Annotated in this window: 25 protein-coding genes; 15 read left to right on the top strand and 10 right to left on the bottom strand. The window is 64.7% G+C overall.

The genetic code is table 11. The features are described from left to right. Positions 1-170 precede the first annotated feature (170 nt). The 5 genes from AC5O5I_RS05170 (at position 171) to AC5O5I_RS05190 (ending at position 4084) form a co-directional block, all read left to right on the top strand. Positions 171-875: a TetR/AcrR family transcriptional regulator gene (locus tag AC5O5I_RS05170; RefSeq protein ID WP_172230607.1), complete on the top strand. Its 705-nt coding sequence runs from the start codon at positions 171-173 to the stop codon at positions 873-875. A 29-nt stretch (positions 876-904) separates the two neighbouring features. Beyond that, positions 905-1453 carry a hypothetical protein gene (locus AC5O5I_RS05175; protein ID WP_172230610.1) on the top strand — a complete coding sequence of 183 codons (549 nt, stop codon included), beginning with the start codon at positions 905-907 and terminating at the stop codon, positions 1451-1453. 135 nt (positions 1454-1588) lie between these two features. Then, positions 1589-2866, top strand: coding sequence for a flavohemoglobin expression-modulating QEGLA motif protein (locus AC5O5I_RS05180; protein WP_172288280.1), 1278 nt, complete (start codon positions 1589-1591; stop codon positions 2864-2866). Beyond that, complete coding sequence (locus tag AC5O5I_RS05185; RefSeq protein WP_172231680.1) at positions 2838-3761, top strand: alpha/beta hydrolase; 924 nt, start codon at positions 2838-2840, stop codon at positions 3759-3761. The genes AC5O5I_RS05180 and AC5O5I_RS05185 overlap by 29 nt, the downstream gene beginning before the upstream one ends. Further along, a complete protein-coding gene (locus AC5O5I_RS05190) occupies positions 3758-4084 on the top strand; it encodes a PA3694 family proteiin (protein ID WP_172231677.1) in 327 nt (108 codons plus the stop codon). The genes AC5O5I_RS05185 and AC5O5I_RS05190 overlap by 4 nt, the downstream gene beginning before the upstream one ends. Before the next feature lie 152 nt (positions 4085-4236). Here the strand turns inward: AC5O5I_RS05190 and lptF are convergent, their stop codons facing one another. The 3 genes from lptF to AC5O5I_RS05205 all read right to left on the bottom strand — a co-directional run bounded on the left by lptF (position 4237) and on the right by AC5O5I_RS05205 (position 6115). Then, on the bottom strand, positions 4237-5028 hold the full coding sequence (gene lptF, locus AC5O5I_RS05195; protein ID WP_172231674.1) for a lipotoxin F family OmpA-related lipoprotein LptF: 792 nt from the start codon (positions 5026-5028) through the stop codon (positions 4237-4239). A gap of 50 nt (positions 5029-5078) precedes the next feature. Then, positions 5079-5492 carry a DUF4398 domain-containing protein gene (locus tag AC5O5I_RS05200; RefSeq protein WP_172231671.1) on the bottom strand — a complete coding sequence of 138 codons (414 nt, stop codon included), beginning with the start codon at positions 5490-5492 and terminating at the stop codon, positions 5079-5081. A 278-nt stretch (positions 5493-5770) separates the two neighbouring features. Beyond that, on the bottom strand, positions 5771-6115 hold the full coding sequence (locus AC5O5I_RS05205; protein ID WP_172231668.1) for a pilin assembly protein: 345 nt from the start codon (positions 6113-6115) through the stop codon (positions 5771-5773). Between the two features lie 199 nt (positions 6116-6314). On the opposite strand from AC5O5I_RS05205, the gene ppc reads away from it, so the two are divergent. From ppc to AC5O5I_RS05240, 7 genes are all read left to right on the top strand, one after another. Beyond that, entirely contained in the window at positions 6315-8942 is a 2628-nt protein-coding gene (gene ppc / locus AC5O5I_RS05210; RefSeq protein WP_494512164.1) for a phosphoenolpyruvate carboxylase, read from the top strand. Between the two features lie 257 nt (positions 8943-9199). Beyond that, on the top strand, positions 9200-9850 hold the full coding sequence (adk, locus tag AC5O5I_RS05215; RefSeq protein ID WP_110678221.1) for an adenylate kinase: 651 nt from the start codon (positions 9200-9202) through the stop codon (positions 9848-9850). Between the two features lie 229 nt (positions 9851-10079). After that, positions 10080-10754, top strand: a complete 675-nt coding sequence (gene tsaB, locus AC5O5I_RS05220; protein WP_172229278.1) for a tRNA (adenosine(37)-N6)-threonylcarbamoyltransferase complex dimerization subunit type 1 TsaB — start codon at positions 10080-10082, stop codon at positions 10752-10754. 131 nt (positions 10755-10885) lie between these two features. Next, a complete protein-coding gene (locus AC5O5I_RS05225) occupies positions 10886-11176 on the top strand; it encodes a hypothetical protein (RefSeq protein ID WP_494512165.1) in 291 nt (96 codons plus the stop codon). 3 nt (positions 11177-11179) lie between these two features. Beyond that, on the top strand, positions 11180-12049 hold the full coding sequence (locus tag AC5O5I_RS05230) for a DUF72 domain-containing protein (protein WP_494512166.1): 870 nt from the start codon (positions 11180-11182) through the stop codon (positions 12047-12049). Positions 12050-12077: 28 nt separating this feature from the next. Further along, complete coding sequence (locus AC5O5I_RS05235; RefSeq protein WP_172229273.1) at positions 12078-12908, top strand: isocitrate lyase/PEP mutase family protein; 831 nt, start codon at positions 12078-12080, stop codon at positions 12906-12908. Continuing rightward, positions 12908-13597, top strand: coding sequence for an extensin-like domain-containing protein (locus tag AC5O5I_RS05240; RefSeq protein WP_494512167.1), 690 nt, complete (start codon positions 12908-12910; stop codon positions 13595-13597). Before AC5O5I_RS05235 ends, AC5O5I_RS05240 begins: the two co-directional genes overlap by 1 nt. Before the next feature lie 12 nt (positions 13598-13609). On the opposite strand, the gene AC5O5I_RS05245 is transcribed toward AC5O5I_RS05240, so the two are convergent. After that, positions 13610-14230 carry an energy transducer TonB gene (locus tag AC5O5I_RS05245; RefSeq protein WP_172229269.1) on the bottom strand — a complete coding sequence of 207 codons (621 nt, stop codon included), beginning with the start codon at positions 14228-14230 and terminating at the stop codon, positions 13610-13612. Positions 14231-14333: 103 nt separating this feature from the next. Here AC5O5I_RS05245 and AC5O5I_RS05250 point away from each other — a divergent pair, with 103 nt between their 5' ends. After that, entirely contained in the window at positions 14334-15110 is a 777-nt protein-coding gene (locus AC5O5I_RS05250) for a class I SAM-dependent methyltransferase (protein ID WP_494512168.1), read from the top strand. A gap of 102 nt (positions 15111-15212) precedes the next feature. On the opposite strand, the gene AC5O5I_RS05255 is transcribed toward AC5O5I_RS05250, so the two are convergent. Next, complete coding sequence (locus AC5O5I_RS05255) at positions 15213-15854, bottom strand: TetR/AcrR family transcriptional regulator (protein ID WP_172230936.1); 642 nt, start codon at positions 15852-15854, stop codon at positions 15213-15215. A gap of 156 nt (positions 15855-16010) precedes the next feature. On the opposite strand from AC5O5I_RS05255, the gene AC5O5I_RS05260 reads away from it, so the two are divergent. Both AC5O5I_RS05260 and AC5O5I_RS05265 read left to right on the top strand, forming a co-directional pair. Further along, on the top strand, positions 16011-17111 hold the full coding sequence (locus AC5O5I_RS05260) for an efflux RND transporter periplasmic adaptor subunit (protein ID WP_172230933.1): 1101 nt from the start codon (positions 16011-16013) through the stop codon (positions 17109-17111). A 6-nt stretch (positions 17112-17117) separates the two neighbouring features. Beyond that, the gene (locus AC5O5I_RS05265; RefSeq protein ID WP_494512169.1) at positions 17118-20183 is read left to right on the top strand and encodes an efflux RND transporter permease subunit; all 3066 of its coding nucleotides are present in this window, start codon (positions 17118-17120) and stop codon (positions 20181-20183) included. 65 nt (positions 20184-20248) lie between these two features. On the opposite strand, the gene AC5O5I_RS05270 is transcribed toward AC5O5I_RS05265, so the two are convergent. From AC5O5I_RS05270 to plsB, 5 genes are all read right to left on the bottom strand, one after another. Beyond that, entirely contained in the window at positions 20249-20935 is a 687-nt protein-coding gene (locus tag AC5O5I_RS05270) for a DUF4197 domain-containing protein (protein WP_494512170.1), read from the bottom strand. 33 nt (positions 20936-20968) lie between these two features. Continuing rightward, positions 20969-21367: a YbaY family lipoprotein gene (locus AC5O5I_RS05275; protein ID WP_172228986.1), complete on the bottom strand. Its 399-nt coding sequence runs from the start codon at positions 21365-21367 to the stop codon at positions 20969-20971. Positions 21368-21436: 69 nt separating this feature from the next. After that, on the bottom strand, positions 21437-22138 hold the full coding sequence (locus AC5O5I_RS05280) for a hypothetical protein (RefSeq protein WP_172287886.1): 702 nt from the start codon (positions 22136-22138) through the stop codon (positions 21437-21439). A gap of 1 nt (position 22139) precedes the next feature. Next, positions 22140-22520, bottom strand: a complete 381-nt coding sequence (locus AC5O5I_RS05285; RefSeq protein WP_494512171.1) for a YbaY family lipoprotein — start codon at positions 22518-22520, stop codon at positions 22140-22142. Positions 22521-22593: 73 nt separating this feature from the next. Further along, on the bottom strand, positions 22594-25080 hold the full coding sequence (gene plsB / locus AC5O5I_RS05290; RefSeq protein WP_494512172.1) for a glycerol-3-phosphate 1-O-acyltransferase PlsB: 2487 nt from the start codon (positions 25078-25080) through the stop codon (positions 22594-22596). Between the last annotated feature and the right edge of the window lie 56 nt (positions 25081-25136).

Below are 25136 nucleotides of genomic sequence, written 5' to 3' on the forward strand. Positions count from 1 at the left end.
GCCTGAAGCATTATGTTGTCTGTACCGGCCCTATCGCCGGCAAGGCAGCTTTCACCGGTATCGCACAGGTCTCAGGCTTGTGCCGTACCTGTAGGAGCTGGCTTGCCGGCGATAGGGCCGGTACAGGCTGCAGATGACTTGAACCATGAGGTAGTCCCTTGACACCCGCCATGCCTGACCAAGGCGCCGCCGGCATCGCCACCGCCGTCGCCGAAAGCGTGCAATACCAAGGCCGCAAGACTGCCCGCCAAGGCAGCGAGCAGCGCCGCCAGCTGATCCTCGACGCCGCCATGCGCATTGTCGTGCGCGACGGCGTGCGCGGTGTGCGCCACCGCGCGGTGGCGGCCGAGGCCGGTGTGCCGTTGTCGGCCACCACCTACTACTTCAAGGATATCGAGGACCTGCTCACCGATACCTTTGCCCAGTACGTCGAGCGCAGCGCTGCCTACATGGCCAAGCTGTGGGCCAACACCGAGGTGCTGTTGCGCCAGTTGGTGGCCCAGGGTGATGGCACCCCGCAGGCACGGGCACGCCTGGCCGACGAAGTGGCGGGCATGACCGCCGACTACGTACAGCGCCAGTTGCTCAACCGTCGCGACTTCCTGATGGCCGAACAGGCCTTCCGCCAGGAAGCCCTGCTGTGCCCGCGCCTGGCCGAACTGGTACGCGCCCACGAGCAGATCCTGCTGCACGGCACTCGGCAATTGCTGCAGGTGGTAGGCTCGCGGCAACCGGAACAGGACGCCCAGATGTTGACGGCGATTATCGAGCAGATGGAATATCAGGGCCTGCTCAAGGATGCGAACGCGCAAGCCGATGGGCAGATGCTCGCTATGCTTACCCGGTACCTGCAGCTGGTGCTGGCATCGGCCTGAGGCGAGTCCGACTTTTCAAGGAGAACCTGATGAAAGCCTGGCGTGTGGTGTTGTTGACTCTGTCATTCCTGCTGCTGGGCGGTTGTCTGGTGACCTTCCACGAGCCCCTGCCCAGCAACCAGTCGGCGCCCAAGTCCCTGCTCGGTAAATGGAGCAGCAAGGACGCCTGGGGCGAGCCGCTGAAGCTCACCATCAGCCGCAGCGGCGGCGATGCCTACAAGGCGGTGGCAACGGCCAAGGGCAAGGCCCCTGAAGAATACGTGTTCACCGTCTCGCGCCACGGCAACCGCTGGTACCTGTCGGCTGGCGTGCCCAAGCGCCTGGGCGGCAATTTCCTCATCGGCGGTTTCGACATCGTCGATGGCAAGGAACTGGTGGTCTACAACCTGGATGTCGAGCAGGTGCAGCAGGCGGTGGACAAGAAGGAACTGAGCGGGCGCAGCACCGAGGTGCCGGAAGACAACGGCGACGGCGTGCTGATCGACAGCCCTGCGGCGCGGGTGCTGGCATACCTTGACGACCCGGCCAACTCGGACCTGTTCGTCGAGGTGGCGCGGTTCCAGCGCTCCGGCAAATGACCGTGCTGGCCTCTTCGCGGCCAAAGCCGCTCCCACAGGCACTGCACAGGTCCTGAATACTGTGCGGTACCTGTGGGAGCGGCTTTAGCCGCGAAGAGGCCGGTACAGGTTTCCTGTACTAGAAAGGAGTCCCCGGTGGACGAATACCAGCAAACCATCCGCGCCCTGTCCGACCGCATCGTTGCGGCACAGACCCCGATTCGGGTCCTGGACGCGGTGAAGTGGGACGACAACATCCGCCAGGGCTTCCTCAAGGCCAAGGGCAAGGAACCACCGGCAGTCGACCGCGCCTATTACCAGTCGCGCCCGCTGGCCTTCGACTCCAACGCGGTCAAGGCCGAGTTCCAGGGCATCGAACGCGACATCATCCGCCAGCTCGGCCAGTTCAACCCGGTCGGCCAGATCATGAAGCGCATGTGCCGCGAGTACCGCATGGTGGTGCGTATGCTCGAAGCGCGCGGCACCGAGGATTTCGGCCTGATCTCCCAGGAGCTGTACGGCGCTGCCTCGGACGCCTTCCACGCCGGCGACCCGACCTTGGCAGACCTCGGCCTGATGCTGTCGGACTACCTGAACAACATCGATGGCCGCGGCGACCTCAAGGACGAACCCAAGAACCTCACCGCCAAGGAGGCCGTGGAGATCCTCCAGCGCCGGCTGAACAAGGTGTTCGGCGAGGCCGAGGAGACCATCCGCGTGTTCGAGTCCGACGGTATCGTCGCCGATGCCGCAGCGGGTGCCGACTACATCAAGGTGCGTGCCGACGCCATGTTCAACGCTCGCGACGTGCGCGCCCTGGAGGTGCACGAAGGGCTGGTGCACGTCGGTACCACGCTCAATGGCCTGAACCAGCCGATCTGCACCTTCCTGGCCAAGGGCCCACCCTCGTCGACGGTGACCCAGGAGGGCCTGGCCATTCTGATGGAGGTGATAGCCTTTGCCTCCTACCCCAGCCGCCTGCGCAAGCTCACCAACCGCACCCGCGCCATCCACATGGTCGAGGAGGGCGCGGACTTCATGCAGGTGTACGGGTTCTTCCGCGAGCAGGGCTTCGAGATGGCGCAAAGCTACAGCAACGCCAGCCGGGTGTTCCGCGGTTCGGTGCCCAATGGCTTGCCATTCACCAAGGACTTGTCCTACCTCAAGGGCTTCATCATGGTTTACAACTACATTCAGTTGGCCGTGAAGAAGGGCAAGCTCGAGCAGATTCCGCTGCTGTTCTGTGGCAAGACCACCCTGGAAGACATGCGCACCTTGCGCCAGCTGGTCGAAGAGGGCCTTGTCGAGCCGCCCAAGTACCTGCCGGAACAGTTCCGCGACCTGAACGCGCTGTCAGCCTGGATGTGCTTCTCCAACTTCCTCAACCACCTGAGCCTGGACCGTATTGAAGCCGACTACGCGAACATTCTCTGAGCGCTGCCGCCTGCTGGCCCTTGGCCTGGTCCTGCTCGGGCCTGGCGGCTGCAGCAGCCTGCTGTTCTACCCCGAACCTGGCCAGGCCTTTACCCCGGAGCGGGCCAAGCTCGAGTACCGTGATGTCACCCTCACCAGCGCTGACGGTATTCGCCTGCACGGTTGGTGGCTGCCGGCCAAGGCGGGGGTCGAGGTCAAGGGCACGGTGCTGCACCTGCACGGCAACGGCGGCAACCTGCCCGGGCACCTTGGCGGCAGCTACTGGCTGCCGGAGCAGGGCTACCAGGTGCTGATGATCGATTACCGCGGCTACGGCTTGTCCGAGGGCAAGCCGAGCCTGCCTGAGGTGTACCAGGACATTGCCGCCGCCATGGCCTGGCTCGACCAGGCGCCCGAGGCCAAGGGCAAGCCGCTGGTGCTGCTGGGGCAGAGCCTCGGCGGTGCCATGGCCATTCACTACCTGGCGGCCCACCCCGAGCAGCGCCAGCGCTTCAGCGCGCTGGTGTTCGACGGCGTGCCGGCCAGTTACCGTGCTGTCGGGCGCTTTGCCCTCAGTACGTCCTGGATGACCTGGCCGCTGCAGGTGCCGCTGTCGTGGCTGGTGCCGGACGGCGACAGCGCGATCCGCTCGATCGAGCAGCTAAGCAGCCCGCCCAAGTTGTTTTTCCACAGCATCGACGACAATCTCGTGCCGATGGACAACGGCATCCAGCTGTATCAGCACGCACCTCCACCGCGCGTGCTGCAACTGACCCGCGGCGGCCACGTGCAGACTTTTGCCGACCCTACGTGGCGCCAGGTCATGTTGCGTTTCCTCGACGACCCCAGCCATTTCAACGGGCTTCGGCGGCTGGCCGAAGTGCCCAATTACCCTGACGAGAAGAACAAGCAATGAGTGAAGAACGCAACGCCATCCCGCTGATCCTGACCGGCGTCGGCAGCATCATCGTGACGGTGGGGGCCTTGTGGTATTACGGTTACCTGCATTTCGCCAAGCCCGAGGATGCCCTGCTGCTGCAGGACTTCACCATGCTCAAGACCATCCCCGGCGAGGACTACAAAGTCTCCCTCGACCCCGCCCCGCAAGTGGCCCAGTGCATGGATGGCGTGCTGGTGCTGTTCGACACTCAGCAAAAAGGCCTGACCGGCGTGTTGGTGGACAACCGCAAGCGCGCGGTGCGCTGCATGGGGGAGGAAAGCCCGCAGCAGGTGCAGTGAGGGAGCGACGTGATTTTTGTGGGGCCTGGGAAATCGAGCGCCGCCCGCGCGGCGCTCGGTCTCCCAATCACCACATCTCTAAAGGCACGAGACCAAACGCCCAAATAAAAACCCCACCATGAAGGCGGGGTTCCGGGTTCAGCCAACCGGTCTTACTGACTGACCTGGCTCACCGAGCGCGGTGCCACCGGCTGGTTGTCGTTGGAGATGGTCACCTCGACCCGACGGTTCTGAGCACGGCCCGAATTGCTGCCGTTGTCAGCCACCGGATATTCCTTACCATACCCTTGCGACACGATACGCGCCGGGTCTACACCGGCACGCACCAGTGCCATGCGCACGCTGTTGGCACGGCGCTCGGACAGGGTCTGGTTGTAGTTGGCCGAGCCGACGCTGTCGGTGTAGCCCTCGACGATCACCTTGCGCTCCGGGTTTTCCTGGAGGAACTGCGCCAGCTTGGTAACGTTCGGGTAGGCGTTGCTCTTGAGCTCGGCCTTGTTGAAGTCGAACAGCACGTCGCCAAAGGTGACCAGGGTACCGCGGTCGGTCTGCTTGGCGTTGAGGCTGTCCTGCAGCTTGGCGATCTGTGCGTCGCGGGCATCGAGCTTGGCCTTGGCGCGCTCTGCCGAGGCGTTTTTCAACTCGCCCTCAGCGGTGCGCAGGGCGATAGTCTGCTTGGCCACTTCGACGCGCTGGTTGGTCAGGTAGGCGAGCTGATCGACTTTCTTCTCGTCCTCACGGTCCATGTAGGCCTTGTCGGCCTTGTTCAGCCAGTCCTGGGCGTCCTTGGTCTCCAGTGCCGCGACCTTGCTCGATTGCGGGTCGCTTTGCAGCGCGGAGAAGTTGGTGCGGGCCGACTCGAGGTTGGCGTTAGGGTCGTGGGAGCAGGCAGCAAGACCGACGCTCAGGGCCAGCAGGGCGGGAATCATGACGTGTTTGCGCATAGTGTTCATCCTTTGATCGAGTGCGAAGGCTAAGGTTGGCGGGGCAGGGCTCACTGAGCGCTGCGCAGGCCTTCCTCACGTACGTCCTGAACGCCCTGGCGGGCATCCTGCACAGCCTTCTGGGCCTTGGCCGCCTGGGCTTTGCGTTCGGCGAGGCGGGCGTCCCATTCGGCCTGTTGGGCCAGACGCTTGGCTTCGTCGTACTTCTTGTCGTGCATGGCGATTTCGGCCTGCTTGAACTTGTCCTGCGCCGCTTTCATTTCCACGGCGGCAAACTCGGTACCGCCAGCGCTGACGGCTGAGTTAACGGCGGACTGGGTGACGGCATACTGCTCGGTGGGCGGGTTGCCCGCACAGCCAGCCAGGACCAGGCTACTGCCCAGGGCCAGCGCGGCCAGCTTGAACCCGCGCACATGAGTGGATGACGGTTTGAAAGTGCGGGTTTTCATGGTGGTCAGTTCCATTGGATCACTCCTGATAACGACGATGTCCGTAGCAGTCCATCGCTCATTCCCTGACAGTTTCCGTGCGCTTCAGCTCAACGGTGCACGAGGGCAGGTGTGCAGGGTTTTAGCGTGATGGCTATTGGCTCCGACTCGAACGTTTTTCCAATAGTTCAGAAAAAAGTTGCCCGATAGAGCAACTATTCGTGACTGATCGGTCAATGATTTATGCCTGGAACTTCTGCGGGCTGGGGAGGTATCCCGGGCCTCGACAGGGCCCGGAAGGGTGGTGCGGGCGGTTACTTTTCGCTGTCATCGGCGGTGGTGCTGAGGCTCTGCAGATGTTGCCGCGACAAGGACAGAAAGCGCGGCGTAGAGCCGACGTCCTCGTAAAGCGGATCACCTTCCTCGTCGGTGGCAATGACCTGGCGGCCCTGCACATAGGGGAAGCTGGCTTCCAGTTCCTCCAGTGCGGCAGCCACCAGTTCGCCAAGCAGTTCTTCGGCGGTGCGCTTGGGGTACATGTCGATCAGCGCGGCCAGGCGCGCCTCGGACTCAAGGTCCAGGTGCAACACATGGCCTGTGCGGCTCAAGGTACCGGCGGCGTTCTGTTCCCAGTGCTGGGCGAGTTCACGGATTTTCATGACGACCTCTGTTAACGCCTCGTAGGGCTTGCATGGCATCGGAGTGCTGTGCTTTGAGATTAGTTTGCTTTGGCCGATCACGGCTTGCCATCGCTGCCCGGCTGTGGGCACTCTTGGGGTGTGTACCGCGCGCCCCAGTGGGCCGCGCTGAGGCTGAAAGGGATGCAGTGCGCCAGAGCCGCGCCGGAGAGAAGGGCCAATGACCGATATCGATGTGCGTTTGCGTGAAGATGTCCATGTGTTGGGTGAGCTGCTGGGTGAAACCATTCGCCAGCAGCATGGTGATGCGTTCCTGCAGAAGATCGAGGACATCCGCCACAGTGCCAAGGCCGACCGTCGCGGCCCCGGCGAGCAACTGAGCTCGACCCTGGCGGACCTTGCCGAAGAAGACCTGCTGCCAGTGGCGAGGGCCTTCAACCAGTTCCTCAACCTGGCCAACATGGCCGAGCAGTACCAGTTGATCCGCCGCCGTGATGCCGATCAGCCCGAGCCGTTCGAGGCGCGGGTACTGCCCGAGCTGCTGGCACGTCTGAAGCAGGCCGGGCACAGCAACGATGCCCTGGCCCGGCAACTGGCCAAGCTCGATATCCAGCTGGTGCTGACTGCGCACCCCACCGAGGTGGCCCGCCGCACCTTGATCCAGAAGTACGACGCCATCGCCGGCCAGCTGGCCGCCCAGGATCATCGCGACCTGACCCCGGCCGAACGCCAGCAAGTGCGCGAACGCCTGCGCCGGCTGATCGCCGAGGCCTGGCACACCGAAGAAATCCGCCGCACCCGGCCCACCCCGGTAGACGAAGCCAAGTGGGGCTTCGCGGTGATCGAGCATTCGCTGTGGCACGCGATCCCCAGCCACCTGCGCAAGGTCGACCAGGCCCTGCAGGAGGCCACCGGCCTGCGCCTGCCGCTGGAGGCCGCCCCGGTGCGCTTCGCCTCGTGGATGGGCGGTGACCGTGACGGCAACCCCAACGTGACCGCTGCCGTTACCCGCGAGGTGCTGCTGCTGGCGCGCTGGATGGCCGCCGACCTGTTCCTGCGCGATATCGATGCGCTGGCCGCCGAGTTGTCCATGCAGCAGGCCAGCGGCGCCCTGCGTGAACGGGTTGGCGACAGTGCCGAACCTTACCGCGCCTTGCTCAAGCAACTGCGCGACCGACTGCGCGCAACACGTGCCTGGGCGCATTCGGCGTTGACCAGCGACCAGCCAGCCAGCGCCGAAGTGCTGGTGGACAACCGCGACCTGATCGCGCCGCTGCAGCTGTGCTACCAGTCGCTGCATGAATGCGGCATGGGCGTGATCGCCGAAGGGCCGTTGCTCGACTGCCTGCGTCGCGCCGTTACCTTCGGCCTGTTCCTGGTTCGCCTGGATGTGCGCCAGGACGCTGCCCGCCACTGTGATGCGCTGACCGAAATCACCGACTACCTGGGCCTGGGGCGTTACGCCGACTGGGATGAAGAGCAACGCATCGAGTTCCTCCAGGCCGAGTTGAAAAACCTCCGGCCACTGCTGCCTGCGCACTTCACGCCGCAGGCCGATACCGCCGAAGTGCTGGCCACTTGCCGAGAGGTGGCCGCTGCGCCTGCTGCTTCGTTGGGGTCCTATGTCATCTCCATGGCCGGTGCTGCCTCTGACGTGCTGGCGGTTCAATTACTGCTCAAGGAAGCCGGGCTGACCCGGCCAATGCGCGTGGTGCCGCTGTTCGAAACCCTGGCCGACCTCGACAACGCCGGCCCGGTGATGCAACGCCTGCTCGGCTTGCCGGGCTACCGCGCCGGCTTGCGGGGCCCGCAGGAAGTGATGATCGGCTACTCCGACTCGGCCAAGGACGCTGGCACCACCGCCGCCGCCTGGGCCCAGTACCGGGCACAGGAAAACCTGGTGCGGATCTGTGCCGAACACCAGGTGGAGTTGCTGCTGTTCCATGGCCGGGGCGGTACGGTAGGCCGCGGCGGCGGCCCCGCCCATGCGGCGATCCTGTCGCAGCCACCGGGCTCGGTAGCGGGGCGTTTCCGCACCACCGAGCAGGGTGAGATGATCCGCTTCAAGTTCGGTTTGCCGGGCATCGCCGAGCAAAACCTCAACCTGTATCTGGCCGCTGTGCTGGAAGCCACGTTGTTGCCGCCACCGCCGCCGCAACCGGCCTGGCGCGAGGTGATGGACCAACTGGCCGCCGATGGCGTCGCGGCCTACCGCAGGGTCGTGCGCGAAAACCCCGACTTCGTCGAGTATTTCCGCCAGTCGACGCCAGAGCAGGAACTGGGGCGCTTGCCGCTGGGCAGCCGCCCGGCCAAGCGCCGCGCCGGGGGCATTGAAAGCCTGCGGGCAATCCCGTGGATCTTCGGCTGGACCCAGACCCGCCTGATGCTGCCCGCCTGGCTGGGCTGGGAAACGGCGCTGAGCAATGCCCTGGCCCGCGGCCAAGGCGAGCTGCTGGCGCAGATGCGTGAGCAATGGCCGTTCTTCCGAACCCGCATCGACATGCTCGAGATGGTGCTGGCCAAGGCCGATGCACAAATCGCCGAGGCCTACGACGAACGTCTGGTGCAACCGCACTTGCGTCCTTTAGGTGTGCATCTGCGCGACCTATTGTCGCAGTCGTGCCAGGTGGTGCTGGGCCTGACCGGGCAGCCGGTGCTACTGGCGCACAGCCCCGAGACGCTGGAGTTCATCAGCCTGCGCAACACCTACCTGGACCCGCTGCACCGCCTGCAGGCAGAGTTGCTGGCCCGCTCGCGCAGCCGCGAAGCCGCTCTGGACAGCCCGTTGGAGCAGGCCTTGCTGGTGACCGTGGCGGGTATCGCCGCAGGCCTGCGCAACACCGGCTGAGGGCAGGGCCTGGCCACCCTGGGTGCGGGGCGCGAGGGGCGGGGGCGAAGACGGAGAAGGTGGTTGCGCCTGGCGCAACCACCGGGCGGGTCAGCCGCAAGTGGCGCATTCCTGCAACTTTGGGACGCTTGTATGGCTGCCGGGCGCTGTGTATCTTGAGCAGCCTTCTGACCGTTTTATGGTCATACCCGATTTTCCGGACTTGGCCCTGGTTGCCGAATCCATTGAATTTCATAAAAAAATTTGAGGAGCACGAGATGCGCGTAATTCTGCTGGGAGCTCCCGGGGCCGGTAAAGGTACTCAGGCAAAGTTCATCACCGAAAAGTTCGGTATTCCACAGATTTCCACCGGCGACATGCTGCGTGCCGCCGTCAAGGCCGGTACCCCGCTGGGCCTGGAACTGAAGCAAGTCATGGATGCCGGCCAGCTGGTTTCCGACGAGTTGATCATCAGCCTGGTCAAGGAGCGCATCGCCCAGCCTGATTGCGCCAACGGCTGCCTGTTCGACGGTTTCCCACGCACCATTCCGCAAGCCGAAGCCATGGTCGCTGCCGGTGTCGACATTGACGCCGTGGTCGAAATCGCCGTGGATGACGAAGAGATCGTCGGCCGCATGGCCGGTCGCCGCGTGCACCTGGCCTCGGGCCGCACTTACCACATTCAGTACAACCCGCCGAAAGTGGAAGGCAAGGACGACGTCACTGGCGAAGACCTGATCCAGCGCGACGACGACAAGGAAGAAACCGTTCGTCATCGCCTGTCGGTTTACCACAGCCAGACCAAGCCGCTGGTGGACTTCTACCAGAAGCTGTCGGCTGCCAATGCGGGCAAGCCGAAGTACAGCCACATCGAAGGCGTTGGCTCGGTCGAAGCCATCACCGCCAAGGTCCTGGCAGCCCTGAGCTGATCCAGTACCTGTCGACAACGGCCCGCTTGCGGGCCGTTGTCGTTTGGGGCTGCTAACGCAGCCCATCGCCGGCAAGCCAGCTCCCACAGGATCGCGCCATTTCTGAGGCTGTGCAGTATCTGTGGGAGCTGGCTTGCCGGCGATAGGCCGCACAGCGGCCCCTTCGGGACACAACGCCGCCGCTGCTCTATACTGCCGCTCTTTTTCTTCGCACCTGGATACCTGTTCGATGACCACCCTGCTGGCCCTGGATACCGCCACCGAAGCCTGTTCCGTTGCGCTGCTGCATGACGGCAAGGTAACCAGCCATTACGAGGTGATCCCACGTCAGCACGCGCAGAAACTGCTGCCGATGATCAAGCAGTTGCTGGCCGAGTCTGGCGTCGCGCTGAATGCACTGGATGCCATCGCCTTCGGCCGTGGCCCGGGCGCGTTCACCGGCGTGCGCATTGCCATCGGTGTGGTCCAGGGCCTGGCCTTCGCGCTGGAGCGCCCGGTACTGCCGGTTTCCAACCTGGCCGCACTGGCCCAGGGGGCGCTGCGCGAGCATGGCGTTCAGCAGGTGGCCGCTGCCATCGATGCGCGTATGGACGAAGTCTATTGGGGCTGCTATCAGGCCAGCGCAGGCGAAATGCGCCTGGTCGGTCACGAGGCGGTATTGCCGCCGGAGCAGGTGGCGCTGCCGGCGGGCAGCGCTGGCGAGTGGTTCGGTGCCGGTACCGGTTGGGGCTATGCCGAGCGCCTTGCAGTGCAGGTGGCGGCCAGCAATGCCAGCGCCTTGCCCCATGCCCTGGACGTTCTGAGCCTGGCCAGCTTCGCCTGGACCCGCGGCGAGGCGATCGGTGCCGAACAGGCGCAACCGGTGTATCTGCGCGATAATGTAGCTACGCCGAAGAAGCGCTGAGTGCTGTTCGTCGGTTATCGCCGATCACACTAAAACCTTTTGCGCGATCTGTGGTCCAGTTATCACTCAAGCATTAGCGACCTGACTCTGATGCTGCTAAATTGCCATCATTGGTCCTGAGTGTTCATGCCATGCGTATCGACGGTTTCTCATCGCAGTCCTACCCGGTCAAGCGCGCACCGCGCAAGGCAGCGGTGCGTGACGAGGCCATCGATGACGCCGAAGTTGTAGAAGAAGCCGAAGTCGCCGCTCAGGAAGCCACCGCCCGCCGTCGCAGCGGTGGCCTGCCAGCCCGCCAGCAGGACATGGTCTTCCCCCGCGCCCGTGACCGCCGTACCGCCACGGCGCTGGCCAGCTACCTGAGCACCGCCGGTTTCACCGATTGGGACATGGAAGTGCTGGGGCTCGACCTGTACATTTGATGGATGAGTCCATCACCACTGCCTTATTTTCTCGGTTGCCCGTCGTGGAGCGAAAACGCCTGGCGCGACTACCTGTACCCCGCCGACGCCAGCAGCGCTGAAATGCTTGGCTTCTACAGCCAGGTGTTCAACGCCGTCGAGGGTAACACCACCTTCTACGCACGCCCCGCACCCGGCACCATTGCGCGCTGGGCCCAGGTGATGCCGGCGCACTTCCGTTTCACTGCCAAGTTCCCCCGGGACATCAGCCATGAGGGTGACCTGCGTGATCAGCTTGAGCCGGCCTTCGACTTCACCCGGCTGATGGCCCCGCTGGGCCAGCGCGTCTCGCCTTGCTGGCTGCAGTTGCCGCGCCAGTTCGGCCCGGCGCGGGTGGGTGAGCTTGGTCACTTCCTTGACCAGATTGGCGTGCCGGTGGCTGTGGAGGTGCGCAACCCGGCGTTCTTCACCAAGGGCGAGGAGGAGCGCCTGCTCAACCGTCTGCTGCACGAGCGCGGCGTGGAGCGTATCTGCCTCGACCCGCGCGCGCTGTTCAGTTGCACTTCACGCGACCCTGCCGTGCTGCACGCGCAGTCGAAGAAGCCCAAGGTGCCGCCACGCCCGGCGGCTTTCAGCCAGCACCCGCAGGTGCGCTTCATCGGTCATCCGCAGCTGGAAGCCAACGAGTCGTTTCTCACCCCGTGGGTGGAAAAAGTCGCTGGCTGGATCGAAGAAGGCCGCAGCCCTTATATCTTCCTGCACACCTCGGATAACCGCCTGGCGGCGGCGCTGGCCCTGCGTTTTCACCAGCGCCTGATGCAGCGCCTGCCCGGCCTTGCACCTTTGCCGGAATTGCCGCGAGCCCCCGAGGTCGAACAACTGGGGCTACTCTGAGCCTTCCCTGACTGCCGGAGGTTGAACCATGGATGTGCAAACCCTGCGTGCCGAAGCCTTCAAGGCCTTGCACGAACGTGATGGTGCCTTCGTCATCCCCAACCCGTGGGATGCCGGCTCCGCGAAGCTGCTGGCCAGCCTTGGCTTCGAGGCACTGGCCACCACCAGTGCCGGGCTGGCCTTCAGCCTGGGTCGCCCGGACGCCGAAGGCGCCTTGACCCTTGACGATACCCTTGATAATGCCGGCGAGATCGTCGATGCCACGGCGTTGCCGGTGGCTGCCGACCTGGAAAACGGCTTCGGCGACCTGCCCGAGGACTGCGCCCAGACAATTCTGCGTGCTGCCGAGGCTGGTCTGGTGGGCGGTTCCATCGAGGATGCCAGCGGCCGCAGTGACGCCCCCATCTATGACATCGGCCTGGCAGTGGAGCGCGTGCGTGCAGCCGTGCAGGCAGCGCGCAGCCTGCCGTTCCCATTCACCTTGTGCGCCCGGGCAGAAAACCTGCTGCACGGGCGCATGGACCTGGACGACACCATCCTGCGTCTGCAGGCCTACGCCGAGGCCGGCGCCGATGTGCTCTATGCCCCGGGCCTGCGTACCGTCGAGGAAGTCCGCGCGGTGGTGCAGGCAGTGGCACCACGGCCGGTCAACGTGCTGATGGGGATGGCGGGGGTGCCGTTGAGCGTCAACCAGTTGCAGGACCTGGGCGTGCGTCGCATCAGCGTCGGCTCGTCGCTGGCTCGCGCTGCGCTCGGCGCCGTCCACCGCGCGGCCTTGGAGATTCGTGACGAGGGCACGTTCGGCTACGCGGAGCAAGCATTGCCGTTTGCCCAGCTTAATGACCTGTTCCGCCGCTGATGCGGGTGCTGCTGGCGCTGCTGGCCGGCCTGCTGTTGCTGGCTGGCCTGGCCTGGCAGTTCGGCTGGCGCCTGCCCGCCGTGTGGAACCCCTGGGCGCCGCTGGACGTGCGACAGCCGCCCAATCTGCTGACACCCTACAAGCTGTCGCGTCTGCGTGATGACCCGGCGTTGTGCCGCCAGGCGCTGGAAACCAGCCATCTGCGCTACCGGGCGCAAGCCGATAGCCCCGCTACGGCCAATTGCCCCCTGCACAATGTATGGCGCCTCGAAGCGGGCCAGGCGCGGCTCAGCAGCAGCTTCCTGGCCAGTTGCCCGCTGGCGGTGGCCTACGCACTGTTCGAAAACCACGGCCTGCAACCTGTTGCCCAACGGGTACTGGGGCAGCCGGTGGCGCAGGTAGATCACCTGGGCAGCTTTGCCTGTCGTAACGTCTACCACCGCAAACAGGGCCGGCTGAGCCAGCACGCCACGGCCAATGCCTTGGACATCAGCGGTTTCCGCCTGCAGGACGGCCAACGCATCGTGCTGGCGCGGGACTGGCAGGCGGGCGGGCAGAAGGCGGAGTTCCTGCGGCAAGTGCAGCAGGCAGCTTGCGAGAGTTTCAGTACGGTGCTGGGCCCGGACTACAACGCTGCGCACCACAACCACTTTCATCTGGACATGGGGCGCTGGCCGATCTGCCGCTGAGTTGATCCAGGCTCAGGCGTGAACGCGCACGTTGTTCAGCACCACCGGGCGCGCCCAGTGGATGTCGAACTCCAGGTCATTTTGCAGCTTGGCTAGCGTGGCTTCGTCGAAGGGTTCCGGGGCCGGGTCCAGCAGGTTGGTCTCGAACTCGGCGATGGGCAGGAACAGCGACCGCGGTGCGGGACCTGGCCCGGGCTCGGCAATCGCGTGGCCCTGGCTCATCACCACCGGGCGCAGCCAGCTGTTGCTGATGTCGAGCTGGCGTTGCTGCTCGATCAGCTCGATGGCGCTGAACGGCTCGGCAGCAGGCTCCAGCAAGTTAGCCTCAAGCTCGGCCTTGGGCAGGAACAGCGGCTCCGGCGGTGCCACCACGGTGTCCTGCACCGGGCAGGCGCGCTGGGCGTCAATCAGGGCCAGCGCACGGGCGCCGCCGATTGGCTCGCCGCTGTCGTGGTCGTACTGCACGAACGACTGGCTGACCTGGTCGACGGGCTCTTCCGGCTGTTCGGCCATGGCCCGGGCAAAGAAATCCTGCCACAGGTGGCTGACGCCCCCGAGTGCCTGGGTATTGTGCTGACTGTAGTTGCCGACAGGCGACAAATAGGTCAAGCCGATGGGAAGAGTATCTGACATGGCAGCCGCGCGCGTTGTGCTCTGGCAGAATAGCGGGATATTGCCTGTATCGGCCGTGGCTGCCGATACATTAACGGCTGGGTTCAATTTTCAGGTGTGGATGATGGAAGAGCAGGGCACAGGTATCCGGGTCGAGGCACTGTCGGCTGAGTTCGAGGCGCAAGCCGCCGCATGGGCCGAGCGGCTAGCGTTGCCGCTGCAGGACGAGGCCGCAGGCTTTGCCGTGCAGGTGGGCGTCGATGGCCTGCAGGTTCAGCAACTGGGGCCGCAGGCACCGGGCCCGGTGCGGGTTGACTTCGTCGACGGCCAGGCGGCGCACCGGCGCCAGTTCGGCGGCGGTAACGGGCAGATGATCGCCAAGGCGGTGGGCATCGCCCAGGGCGTGCGACCACAGGTACTGGATGCCACGGCGGGGCTGGGCAAGGACGCGTTCGTGCTGGCCAGCCTGGGTTGCCAGATGACCCTGATCGAGCGACAGCCGCTGATTGCCGCGTTGCTGGAGGATGGCTTGGCGCGGGCCCGGTCGGATGCCGAGGTTGGGCCGATTGTGGGGCGCATGCGCCTGCTGACGGGCAACGCCATTCAGCGCATGCGCGACTGGGAAGGTGAGGCGCCGCAGGTGATCTACCTCGACCCGATGTTCCCGCACCGGGACAAGAGCGCGCTGGTGAAGAAGGAAATGCGCGTGTTCCGGCCATTGGTCGGTGATGACCTGGACGCCCCGGCGCTGCTCGAAGCCGCTCTTGTCCTGGCCAGCCACCGGGTGGTGGTGAAGCGCCCGCGCAAGGCACCGATCATCGACGGGCCGAAGCCGAGTCATAGCCTGGAGGGCAAGTCGAGCCGGTATGACATTTACCCGAAGAAGGCCCTGAAGGCCTGAGCAACCTCGTTACTTCTGTGGGAGCGGCTTCAGCCGCGAACACCGGCGTAGCCGGTGCCAACCAGCTCGGAGCCTGCGCTCCCGCAAAGACATTCGCGGGCCTCAGGGTTGATAAGCCCGCAGGAACACCCCCACCACCTCGCGCACATGGGCCTCGGCTTCGTCGCCGTCCAGGGGCCCCGCGCAGCCCAGCAACAACCGGTAATCCGGGGCGCCTTTGACCAGGCAGAAGAAATGCTCGGCCGCCCGCAGCGGGTTGTCGATGCGCAGCAAGCCCCGCTCATCCGCCCCACGCAGCAACGCTTCCATCCCCGCCAGCACGCGCTTGGGCCCGGCCTCGTAGAAGTACTCGCCAAAGCTCGGGTCCTGGCTGCCCTGAGCCATTATCAAGCGGCTGAGCTTGACCGCTTCGTCACTGCTGATCAGCGCCTGGAAGCCACGAGCGATGGTCAGCAGAACCTCTTCCACCGGCGCCCCTTCGGGGTACTCGAACAGCAAGTCGGGCAACTGGATCTGACAGGTTGCCATGACCGCTGAGCAGAACAGCGTCTGCTTGTCGGTGAAATGGCTGTAGACGGTGAGCTTTGAAACACCTGCCGCCGCAGCGACCGCATCCATGCTGGTGTTGGCGTAGCCAAGGCTGAGGAACAGCGTCTTGGCCGCTTCGAGAATCGCCTCGCGCTTGGCCAAGTCCTTTGGCCGGCCTGGACCGATGGGGGCGTCGTTGGACATTGTGGTCTGCATCTGCTTGAAGAAGCGCCCATCTTAACGGGTCAGGCGCCACAGCGCTCCGCCGTACCTCGCAAAATCCACCACGCACACTCTTCCCGCCACCGCTTGCCTGACTTAATATACCCGTCAGTACAAATATTCGAAGTGCCCTCCGCGAAAGGATTCATCATGTTGCGCCATGCCTTGTCCATCGCCTTGCCCGCCGCCGCCGTGCTGTTCCTGGCGGCGTGCGGCCAGGAAGCCGCCCCGCCCGCCGCGCCTCGCCCGGCGCTGGTGGTGCAGCCGCAGCCGGCCGAAGCCGCTGCCGACAGTTACCCCGGTGAAGTGCGGGCGCGCTTCGAGCCGGAGCTGGCCTTCCGCATTGCCGGCAAGGTCAGCAAGCGCCTGGTCGAGGAGGGGCAGCGGGTCAAGGCCGACCAGCCGCTGGCCGAGCTCGACCCGCAAGATGTGCGCCTGCAACTGGAAGCCAACCGCGCCCAGCTGGCGGCCGCCGAGGCCAACCTGTCGCTGGTGCGCGCCGAGCGCGATCGTTACCAGAAGCTGCTGGACCGGCAGATGGTCAGCCACTCGCAGTACGACAATGCCGAAAACCTCTACCGCGCCGGCCAGGCCCGCCTGAAGCAGGCCAAGGCCGAGTTCGACGTGGCCGGCAACCAGGCCGAATATGCCGTGTTGCGCGCGCCGCAGGCCGGGGTTATCGCCAAGCGCCAGGTCGAGGTGGGCCAGGTGGTTGCCGCCGGGCAGACCGTGTTCACCCTGGCCGCCGATGGCGAACGGGAGGTGGCCATCAGCCTGCCGGAGCAGCATTTTGCCCGCTTCGCCGTGGGCCAGCCGGTGAGTGTCGAGTTGTGGTCGCTCCCGGAGGCGCGCTTCCAGGGGCGTATTCGCGAGTTGTCACCTGCCGCCGACCCGCGCTCACGCACCTTCGCCGCGCGCATCGCCTTTGCCACGGCCGCTACACCTGCGGACCTGGGCCAGAGCGCCCGGGTATTCATTGCCCACGAAGGGCTGATCCCGTTGGCTGTGCCGCTGTCCGCCGTCACTGCGGAAAACGGCCAGGCCTATGTCTGGCGGGTCAACAAGGACAGCCGCCTGGAGCGGGCTACGGTGCGCCTGGGGGCGTATGGCAGTGACAGCGTGCCGGTGCTCGAAGGCCTTGACCCGGGCGACTGGGTGGTTGCCGCCGGTGGCCATGTGCTGCGCGAGGGCCAGGAGGTACGCCCTGTGGACCGCACCAACCGTGTAGTGAACCTGACGGCCAAGGAGTAAGTCCCGATGGGTTTCAACCTTTCTGCCTGGGCGCTGCGCAACCGCCAGATCGTCCTGTTCCTGATGATCCTGCTGGCGGCCATTGGCGCCATGTCCTACACCAAGCTCGGCCAGAGCGAGGACCCGCCGTTCACCTTCAAGGCCATGGTCATCCGCACCCTGTGGCCTGGCGCCACTGCTGAAGAAGTGGCGCGCCAGGTGACCGAGCGCATCGAGAAGAAACTGATGGAAACCGGCGAGTACGAGAAGATCGTTTCGTTCTCCCGCCCCGGCGAGTCACAGGTCACCTTCATGGCTCGCGACTCGCTGCATTCAGACGACATCCCCGAGCTCTGGTACCAGATCCGCAAGAAGGTCGCGGACATCCGCCACACCTTGCCGCCCGAGGTCCAGGGCCCGTTCTTCAACGATGAGTTCGGCACCACGTTCGGCAACATCTATGCGCTGACCGGTGACGGCTTCGACTATGCGGTGCTCAAGGACTACGCCGACCGGATCCAGATCCAGTTGCAGCGGGTCAAGGACGTGGGCAAGGTAGAGCTGCTCGGCCTGCAGGACGAGAAGGTCTGGATCGAGCTGTCCAACCTCAAGCTGGCGACCCTTGGCGTGCCGCTGGAGGCGGTGCAGCAGGCCCTGCAGGAGCAGAACGCGGTCAGCACCGCCGGCTTCTTCGAGACACCCAGCGAGCGCCTGCAACTGCGGGTGAGCGGGCGTTTCGACAGTGTCGAGCAGATTCGCCAGTTCCCTATCCGCGTCGGTGACCGCACGTTCCGCATCGGAGATGTGGCCGAGGTGCACCGTGGCTTCAACGATCCACCTGCACCGCGCATGCGCTTCATGGGTGAAGATGCCATTGGCCTGGCCGTGTCGATGAAGGACGGCGGTGACATTCTGGTGCTGGGCAAGGCCCTGGAAGGCGAGTTCGAGCGCCTGGCGCACAACCTGCCGGCCGGCATGGAGCTGCGCAAGGTCTCGGACCAACCGGCGGCGGTCAAGGCTGGCGTGGGCGAGTTTGTCCAGGTGCTGGTCGAGGCACTGGTGATCGTGCTGCTGGTGAGCTTCTTCTCCCTCGGCCTGCGCACCGGCCTGGTGGTGGCGCTGGCCATCCCGCTGGTGCTGGCGATGACCTTCGCCGCCATGCATTACTTCGGTATCGGCCTGCACAAGATATCCCTGGGCGCGCTGGTGCTGGCCCTGGGCCTGCTGGTGGACGACGCGATCATTGCCGTGGAAATGATGGCGATCAAGATGGAGCAGGGCTACGACCGCCTCAAGGCGGCCAGCTACGCCTGGACCAGCACCGCCTTTCCGATGCTCACTGGCACCCTGATCACGGCGGCGGGCTTCCTGCCGATTGCCACGGCGGCCTCCAGCACTGGCGAATACACCCGCTCGATCTTCCAGGTGGTGACCATCGCCTTGCTCACCTCGTGGGTCGCAGCCGTGGTGTTCGTGCCTTATCTGGGCGAGCGCCTGCTGCCTGACCTGGCCAAGCTGCATGCGGCGCGCCATGGCTCGGACGGCCACGCACCAGACCCCTACGCCACGCCGTTCTACCAGCGTGTGCGGCGAGTGGTGGCGTGGTGCGTGGGGCACCGCAAGACGGTCATAGTGCTGACCTTGGCAGCCTTTGTCGGCAGCATCCTGCTGTTCCGTTTCGTGCCTCAGCAGTTCTTCCCGGCCTCCGGGCGCCCGGAGCTGATGGTCGACCTGAAGCTGGCCGAAGGCGCCTCGCTGGCCAATACCGCCGAGCGGGTCAAGCAGCTCGAGGCACTGCTCAAGCAGCAGGATGGCATCGACAACTATGTGGCCTATGTGGGTACCGGTTCGCCGCGCTTCTACTTGCCACTGGACCAGCAACTGCCTGCAGCCAGCTTTGCCCAGTTCGTGGTGCTGGCCAAGTCGATGGAGGACCGCGAGCGCCTGCGCAGCTGGCTGATCGACACCGTGGACCAGCAGTTCCCCGACCTGCGTGCCCGCGTTACCCGCCTGGAAAACGGCCCGCCGGTGGGTTACCCGGTGCAGTTCCGGGTCACTGGCGAACACATCGAGAAGGCCCGTGCACTGGCCCGTGAAGTGGCCGACAAGGTGCGCGAGAACCCGCACGTGGTGAACGTGCACCTGGACTGGGAAGAGCCGAGCAAGGCGGTGTTCCTGGAAATCGACCAGGACCGTGCCCGCGCGCTTGGCGTCAGCACCGCGCACCTGTCGAGCTTCCTGCAGAGCTCGTTGACCGGTATCACGGTCAGCCAGTACCGCGAAGACAACGAACTGATCGAGATCCTTTTGCGCGGCACCCGGCAGGAGCGCAGCGAGCTGGCCAACCTGGGCAGCCTGGCGTTGCCGACCGACAACGGTCAGAGCGTGGCGCTGTCGCAGGTGGCGAGCCTGGAGTACGGCTTCGAGGAAGGCATCATCTGGCACCGCAACCGCTTGCCGACGGTGACGGTGCGTGCCGACATCTACGACAAGGAACAGCCGGCGACGCTGGTGAAGCAGATCGAGCCGACCCTGCACGAGATTCGCGCCAAGCTGCCGGACGGTTACTTGCTGGAGGTAGGCGGCACGGTAGAGGACTCCGAGCGCGGGCAGAAGTCAGTGAATGCCGGCATGCCGCTGTTCGTGGTGGTGGTGCTGACCCTGCTGATGATTCAGCTGCGCAGCTTCTCGCGCACGGTCATGGTGTTCCTCACCGCCCCCCTCGGGCTGATCGGAGTGACCCTGTTCCTGCTGGTGTTCCGCCAGCCGTTCGGCTTCGTTGCCATGCTGGGCACCATTGCCCTGGCGGGGATGATCATGCGCAACTCGGTTATCCTGATCGACCAGATCGAGCAGGACATCGCCTCGGGCATGCAGCGTTGGCAGGCGATCATCGAGGCCACGGTGCGGCGCTTCCGGCCGATCGTGCTGACCGCGCTGGCGGCCGTGCTGGCGATGATTCCGCTGTCGCGTAGCGTGTTCTATGGGCCGATGGCAGTGGCGATCATGGGCGGGTTGATCGTGGCCACGGTGTTGACCTTGCTGTTTCTGCCGGCGTTGTATGCGGCATGGTTCAGGGTCAGGAAGGGCTGATATCAGTCAATCAAGCCATTGGGGCCGCTTCGCGGCGATGGGCTGCGAAGCAGCCCTTGGCGGCCTCAAAGAGCGCCGAACACCTTCTTGGCCAGGCTGGTAGCCGCCTGAGCCGGGTTCTGGCGAATGCTCTGTTCCTGTTTGGCGATCATCTCGAACAGCCCATCCAGCGCCTTCTCGGTCACATAGTTCTCGATATTGGCGTCATCCTTGACCAGCCCCAACCCCTTGGCCTGGGCGGCGAAGGCATTGTATTGCTGAGCCACGCCGACCTTGTCGGTAGCCTGCTTGACGATAGGCAGGAACTTGGCGCGAATCTGCTCGCGGCTGCTCTTGTTCCGGTACTGGGTGGCCGAATCGTCGCCGCCGCTGAGAATCCCCTTGGCATCCGTCACGCTCATGTTCTTCACGGCATCTACCAGAATCGCCTGGGCCTGCGGCACTGCTGCTTCAGCGGCCTTGTTCATGCTGGTTTCCAGGGCTTCGACCTGGTCGCCCTTGCCAAACATCTTCATGGCCTTGGCCGCTTTGCCCAGGTTGCCCGGCAGCTCGATGCGCACATCCGGGTTGTTGCTGAAACCACCCGGCGTGCTCAGCTGCTTGACGGCCAGCTGCGCGCCTTGGGTCAGGGCATCTTTAAGGCCACCGCTGGCGTCCTTCTGGGTCAGGTCGCCCAGCGACAGGGCCAGGGCACTGGCCGACAGCAGCAAGCCGGCGCACAGGGTGGTGAAGCGCAGGGAAGTGCGGATCATGAAGCGTTCCTTGTAAACAGGTGAATACGGGTATCAACGAACCTGGTCGACCTTGATGCGCACAGGCTGCGGGTCATTGCCGTCGAGCATCACGCCGTGGTGTTCGGTGTTGATGAACAGCAGCTTGCCATCGAGCTCGATGCGCGCGCTCACCGCGTAGCGGTGGCCGGGTTTGACCTGGGCCGGGTCGTAGGTGAGGTGAAACGGCAGCGGTACGTTGCCTTTGACCGGGCCGGCCTGGCGCGCGAGGGTCACTGCGGGGGCGTCCATCAGGGAAACGTCCTGCAGTTCTACGCTCAAGGTGGCGGCGGGGGGCAGGGCGATGCGTTGCACGTAGAAGACTTCGCCATCCAGGCTGGCCTGGTTGGACGGGGTGTGGCTGGAACAGGCTGCGAGCAGGGATGCGCAACACAGCATAAAGAGCTTTTTCATGGAATCTCCGGTGTCCTTGGGGCTGGCTCGTAACCAACCCCGGGACTTTAGCGGATTTTCCCTGATCAATCAGCGCCGCGGCTTGCGCAATACGATATTGGAGAGGTCAGGCGGGCTGGAAAGGTCCAGGTTTTTAACGACGTTGCCAGCCAGCAGCACTGTGCGTTCGAGGTCATACAAACCCAGGTGCAGTTTGGCTTGTCGGCCTTCTGGCACCGAGGCCGCATCGAGGAACATCGAGAACGGCGCGCCACCGTTTCTCAGGTACAGCGAATGCTCGGCGAGGTTGCTGGCGTAGCGATTGCTGTAACCGTCCTCTTGAATCAGCAGCAGGTGGGCATCCAGGTAGGCCGCCTCCACGCGCAGTTCCGGCGGGACGACTATCTGCCCGCTCAAGCCGAACACGAGAGGTTCGACAGGGTACTTTTGCGACGCCTGCGCAGCAGCATCGACTGCATCAAGGTTCAGCTCCAGCGGCATGCCCTGCAGGACATCGGCGATGGCCAGGGTTTGTGTGGCGCGCGCGACCACGGCTTCTGCGCCGAGCCCGATGGTACACAGGGCTTCAAGGGTGACCTGTTCCAGGCCGTCCAGGCTCAGCGGGTCGAGGTGGACGCGAAACGGCATGGGCGACCCGCTGGCCTGGGCGCTGCAGGTGGCAAGGAACTGTTCGTGTCCGTCTATAAAGGCGGTCACCCTGACCGAAAGTCGTGGCAAACCTTCGGGCAGATCCGGGATATAAGGGGTGGCAAGGTTACCGGTGATTTCCATGTCATTGGTCCTTGAACAAATTGCCGCCATGCATGCCTTCGACCGCGCCTGCGACGCTGTCGACCACGACGCGTTGGGTGCCGAACACCCTGTACGGATCTATCGGGTGACGGCTGGTGTTGATGAAGTGCAATTTGCCGTCCTTCTCGATGCGCACGGACAACGCGTAGGTCCGGCGAGGGTCGATCAGGCTGCTGTCGAAGGCCAGTTGCAGATTGATCGGCATCACACCCCCACATCGCAGGCGCAGCTCGGCCTGGCTGACGGCCGGGGCATCCGCCAGGGAAACATCAAGCAGGCTCAGTTGGACCTGGCCGGAGGGTGGCAGGCGGTTATCGCTGGAGGAGACGATCTCGACGTTGAACGACTTTAGCTGGGTCATGGTGTTACTCCTTGAGAAGGGAAACAGCACGTCGATCCTGTCCCCTCTCAAGGCCTGGCGGCAGGCTGAAAACCTACCCTTGGACTACATCCACTGGCTCGTCCCGATGCAGCGCCACCTGGCGGATCGACAGGCGCAACTCGGCCGACAGCACACGCTTGGCCACGCCTTCGGCCAAGTCGCCGAGCTTGTCGTGAAACCCCAGTTTGCCCTGCGCGTCGGCGTGCAGCACGCCTTGCTGGATGAGGGTCTGGATGAAATGGCGGAACAACGTCTTGTCGAAGAACTCCGGGGCGTTCAGGCCGTGCAGAATCGACAGGCGCTGGGCCATCATCACGCACAGGTCCTCCAGTTCCTCGGCGCTGAGGGTGCTCTGGCCGCTGTTGAGCAGCAGGGAGGTGACCATGTAGAAGCGCTGCAGGGTCTGGGTGATGGTGCGGGCCAGCAGCGTCAGCAGCACGAACGGCCGCGAGCTGGGCGCCGGGCGTATGTACACGTCGTTGTCCTGGCGCAGCAGGCCCTGGTCGACCAGTGCGGCCAGCCACTGGTCAATCACTTCGTCCAGCTGCTCCGGTGCCCAGCGCAGGAACAGCTCGGTCTGCAGGTACGGGTACAGGGCGTGCACGTACTGGCCCAGCAGTTCGCGGCTCATGCGCGAGCTGCTGAGGAAGAAACTGGCCAGCAGTGCCGGCAGGGCGAAGATGTGCAGCACGTTGTTGCGATAGTAGGTCATCAGCACCGCGTTGCCTTCATCCAGGTAAAGGATGCGGCCCAGGGCGTCTTTCTGTTCGGAAACCAGGTTCATCCCGCGCACGTGTTCGATCAGCGCCTGGCCGTCGCCGTCTGGCAGGGTCGTATGTGGCGAGTAGGGCACCTGGCGCAGCAGGGCCAGGTACAGGTCGAGTACGCGCACCAGCGCGCGTTCGTCCAGCGCCAGGCGGCTGGTGGACAGCAGCGCCAGGGCCACCAGGTTGACCGGGTTGACCGCAGCGGCCTCATTCAGGTGGCGGGCCACGGTTTCACCCAGGCGCGTGGTAGTCGCGTTGAGCCAGCCCGGACGGTACTGGGGGCCGTGGTCCTGATCACGCCAGCCAGGCTGCTGCTGGTCGAGGAAACCGGCCAGGCGGATCGGCTCGCCAAAGTTGACGTAAACCTGGCCAAAGCGCTGCTTGAGTGCGCCGAACACCTTGAAGATGTCGAAGATCGACTCTTTCTTCTTGCTGGCGCCACGCAGTTCGCCCAGGTAGGTACGGCCTTCGAGCACGCGTTCGTAGCCGATATAGACCGGTACGAACACGATCGGGGTGCGTGACGAGCGCAGGAAGCTGCGCAAGGTGATGGCCAGCATCCCGGTGCGCGGCTGCAGCATGCGCCCGGTACGCGAGCGGCCGCCTTCGACGAAATACTCGACCGGGAAGCCTTTGCTGAACAGGGTGTGCAAGTACTCGTTGAACACGGCGGTGTACAGCGGGTTGCCTTTGAACGTGCGGCGCATGAAGAAGGCGCCGCCGCGGCGTAGCAGGTTGCCCACCACCGGCATGTTGAGGTTGATGCCGGCGGCCACGTGCGGCGGGGTGAGGCCATTGCGGAACAGCAGGTAGGACAGCAGCAGGTAGTCGATATGGCTGCGGTGGCACGGCACGTAGACCACTTCATGGCCGGGGGCGATGCCCTGTACCTGCTCGATGTGGTTGACCTTGATGCCGTCGTAGATCTTGTTCCAGAACCAGCTCAGCACCACTTCGAGGAAGCGGATGGCGGTGTAGGTGTAGTCCGAAGCGATCTCGTTGCCGTAGCGCAGTGCCTGGGCCTCGGCCTTGGCCAGCGGCAGGTTTTCGCGCTGCGCTTCGTCGAGGATGGCCTGGCGCACCTGCGGGGCGTGGACCAGGCCTTTGACCAGATTGCGCCGGTGCGAGATGTCCGGGCCGATGACGGCGGTCTTGAGGTTGCGAAAATGCACGCGCATCAGGCGCTGGGCCATGCGCACGGTGCGCTCGTGGCCCTTGTTGTGCTGCACCAGTTCGCGCAGGTGAATCGGCGCCGAGAACTGCACCCGGGTCTTGCGCCCCAGAATAACCACGGTCAACAGCCGGCGCAGGCGCCCGGTCACTGCCCAGCTGTCGGCGAACAGCAGCTTCCATGGGCTGGACTCGCTGGCCGGGGTCTGGCCCCAGAACACGCTGACCGGAATGATCTGCGCATCTTCCTCGGCATGCTGGCTGATGGCCGCGACCAGGCGCTCGAGGGTGGGCGGGGCGCCACGCTTGTCCTGGCGGCCGAGCCAGTCCGGGTCGGGGGTGAGGTAAAAGAACGCGGCCGGTTCCTGCAGCGGGCCGACCGCCACCGGTAGCACCGGGCGTGGCAGCCCCGCCTTGGTGCATTCGTGGTCAAGCACGGCCAGGTCGGTGAGGGCCGGCGAAGGCAGGGCGTAGAACACCGGGCGGCTGCGGTCGAGCTTGAGGGTGAGTGAAGACTGGTTGATGGTTTCGGAGCGCACCCACAGGTACAACAGGCGACGCAAGGCGCCGAAGATCAGGCGGCGCAGGGGGGAACGGGTCATGGGGTGTGTGCCCTGGGTGTGATTTTAGATGGGTATCCAGCCAATTAGTCTGCCGT

This window comes from Pseudomonas sp. 9_2_1, from assembly GCF_059295275.1.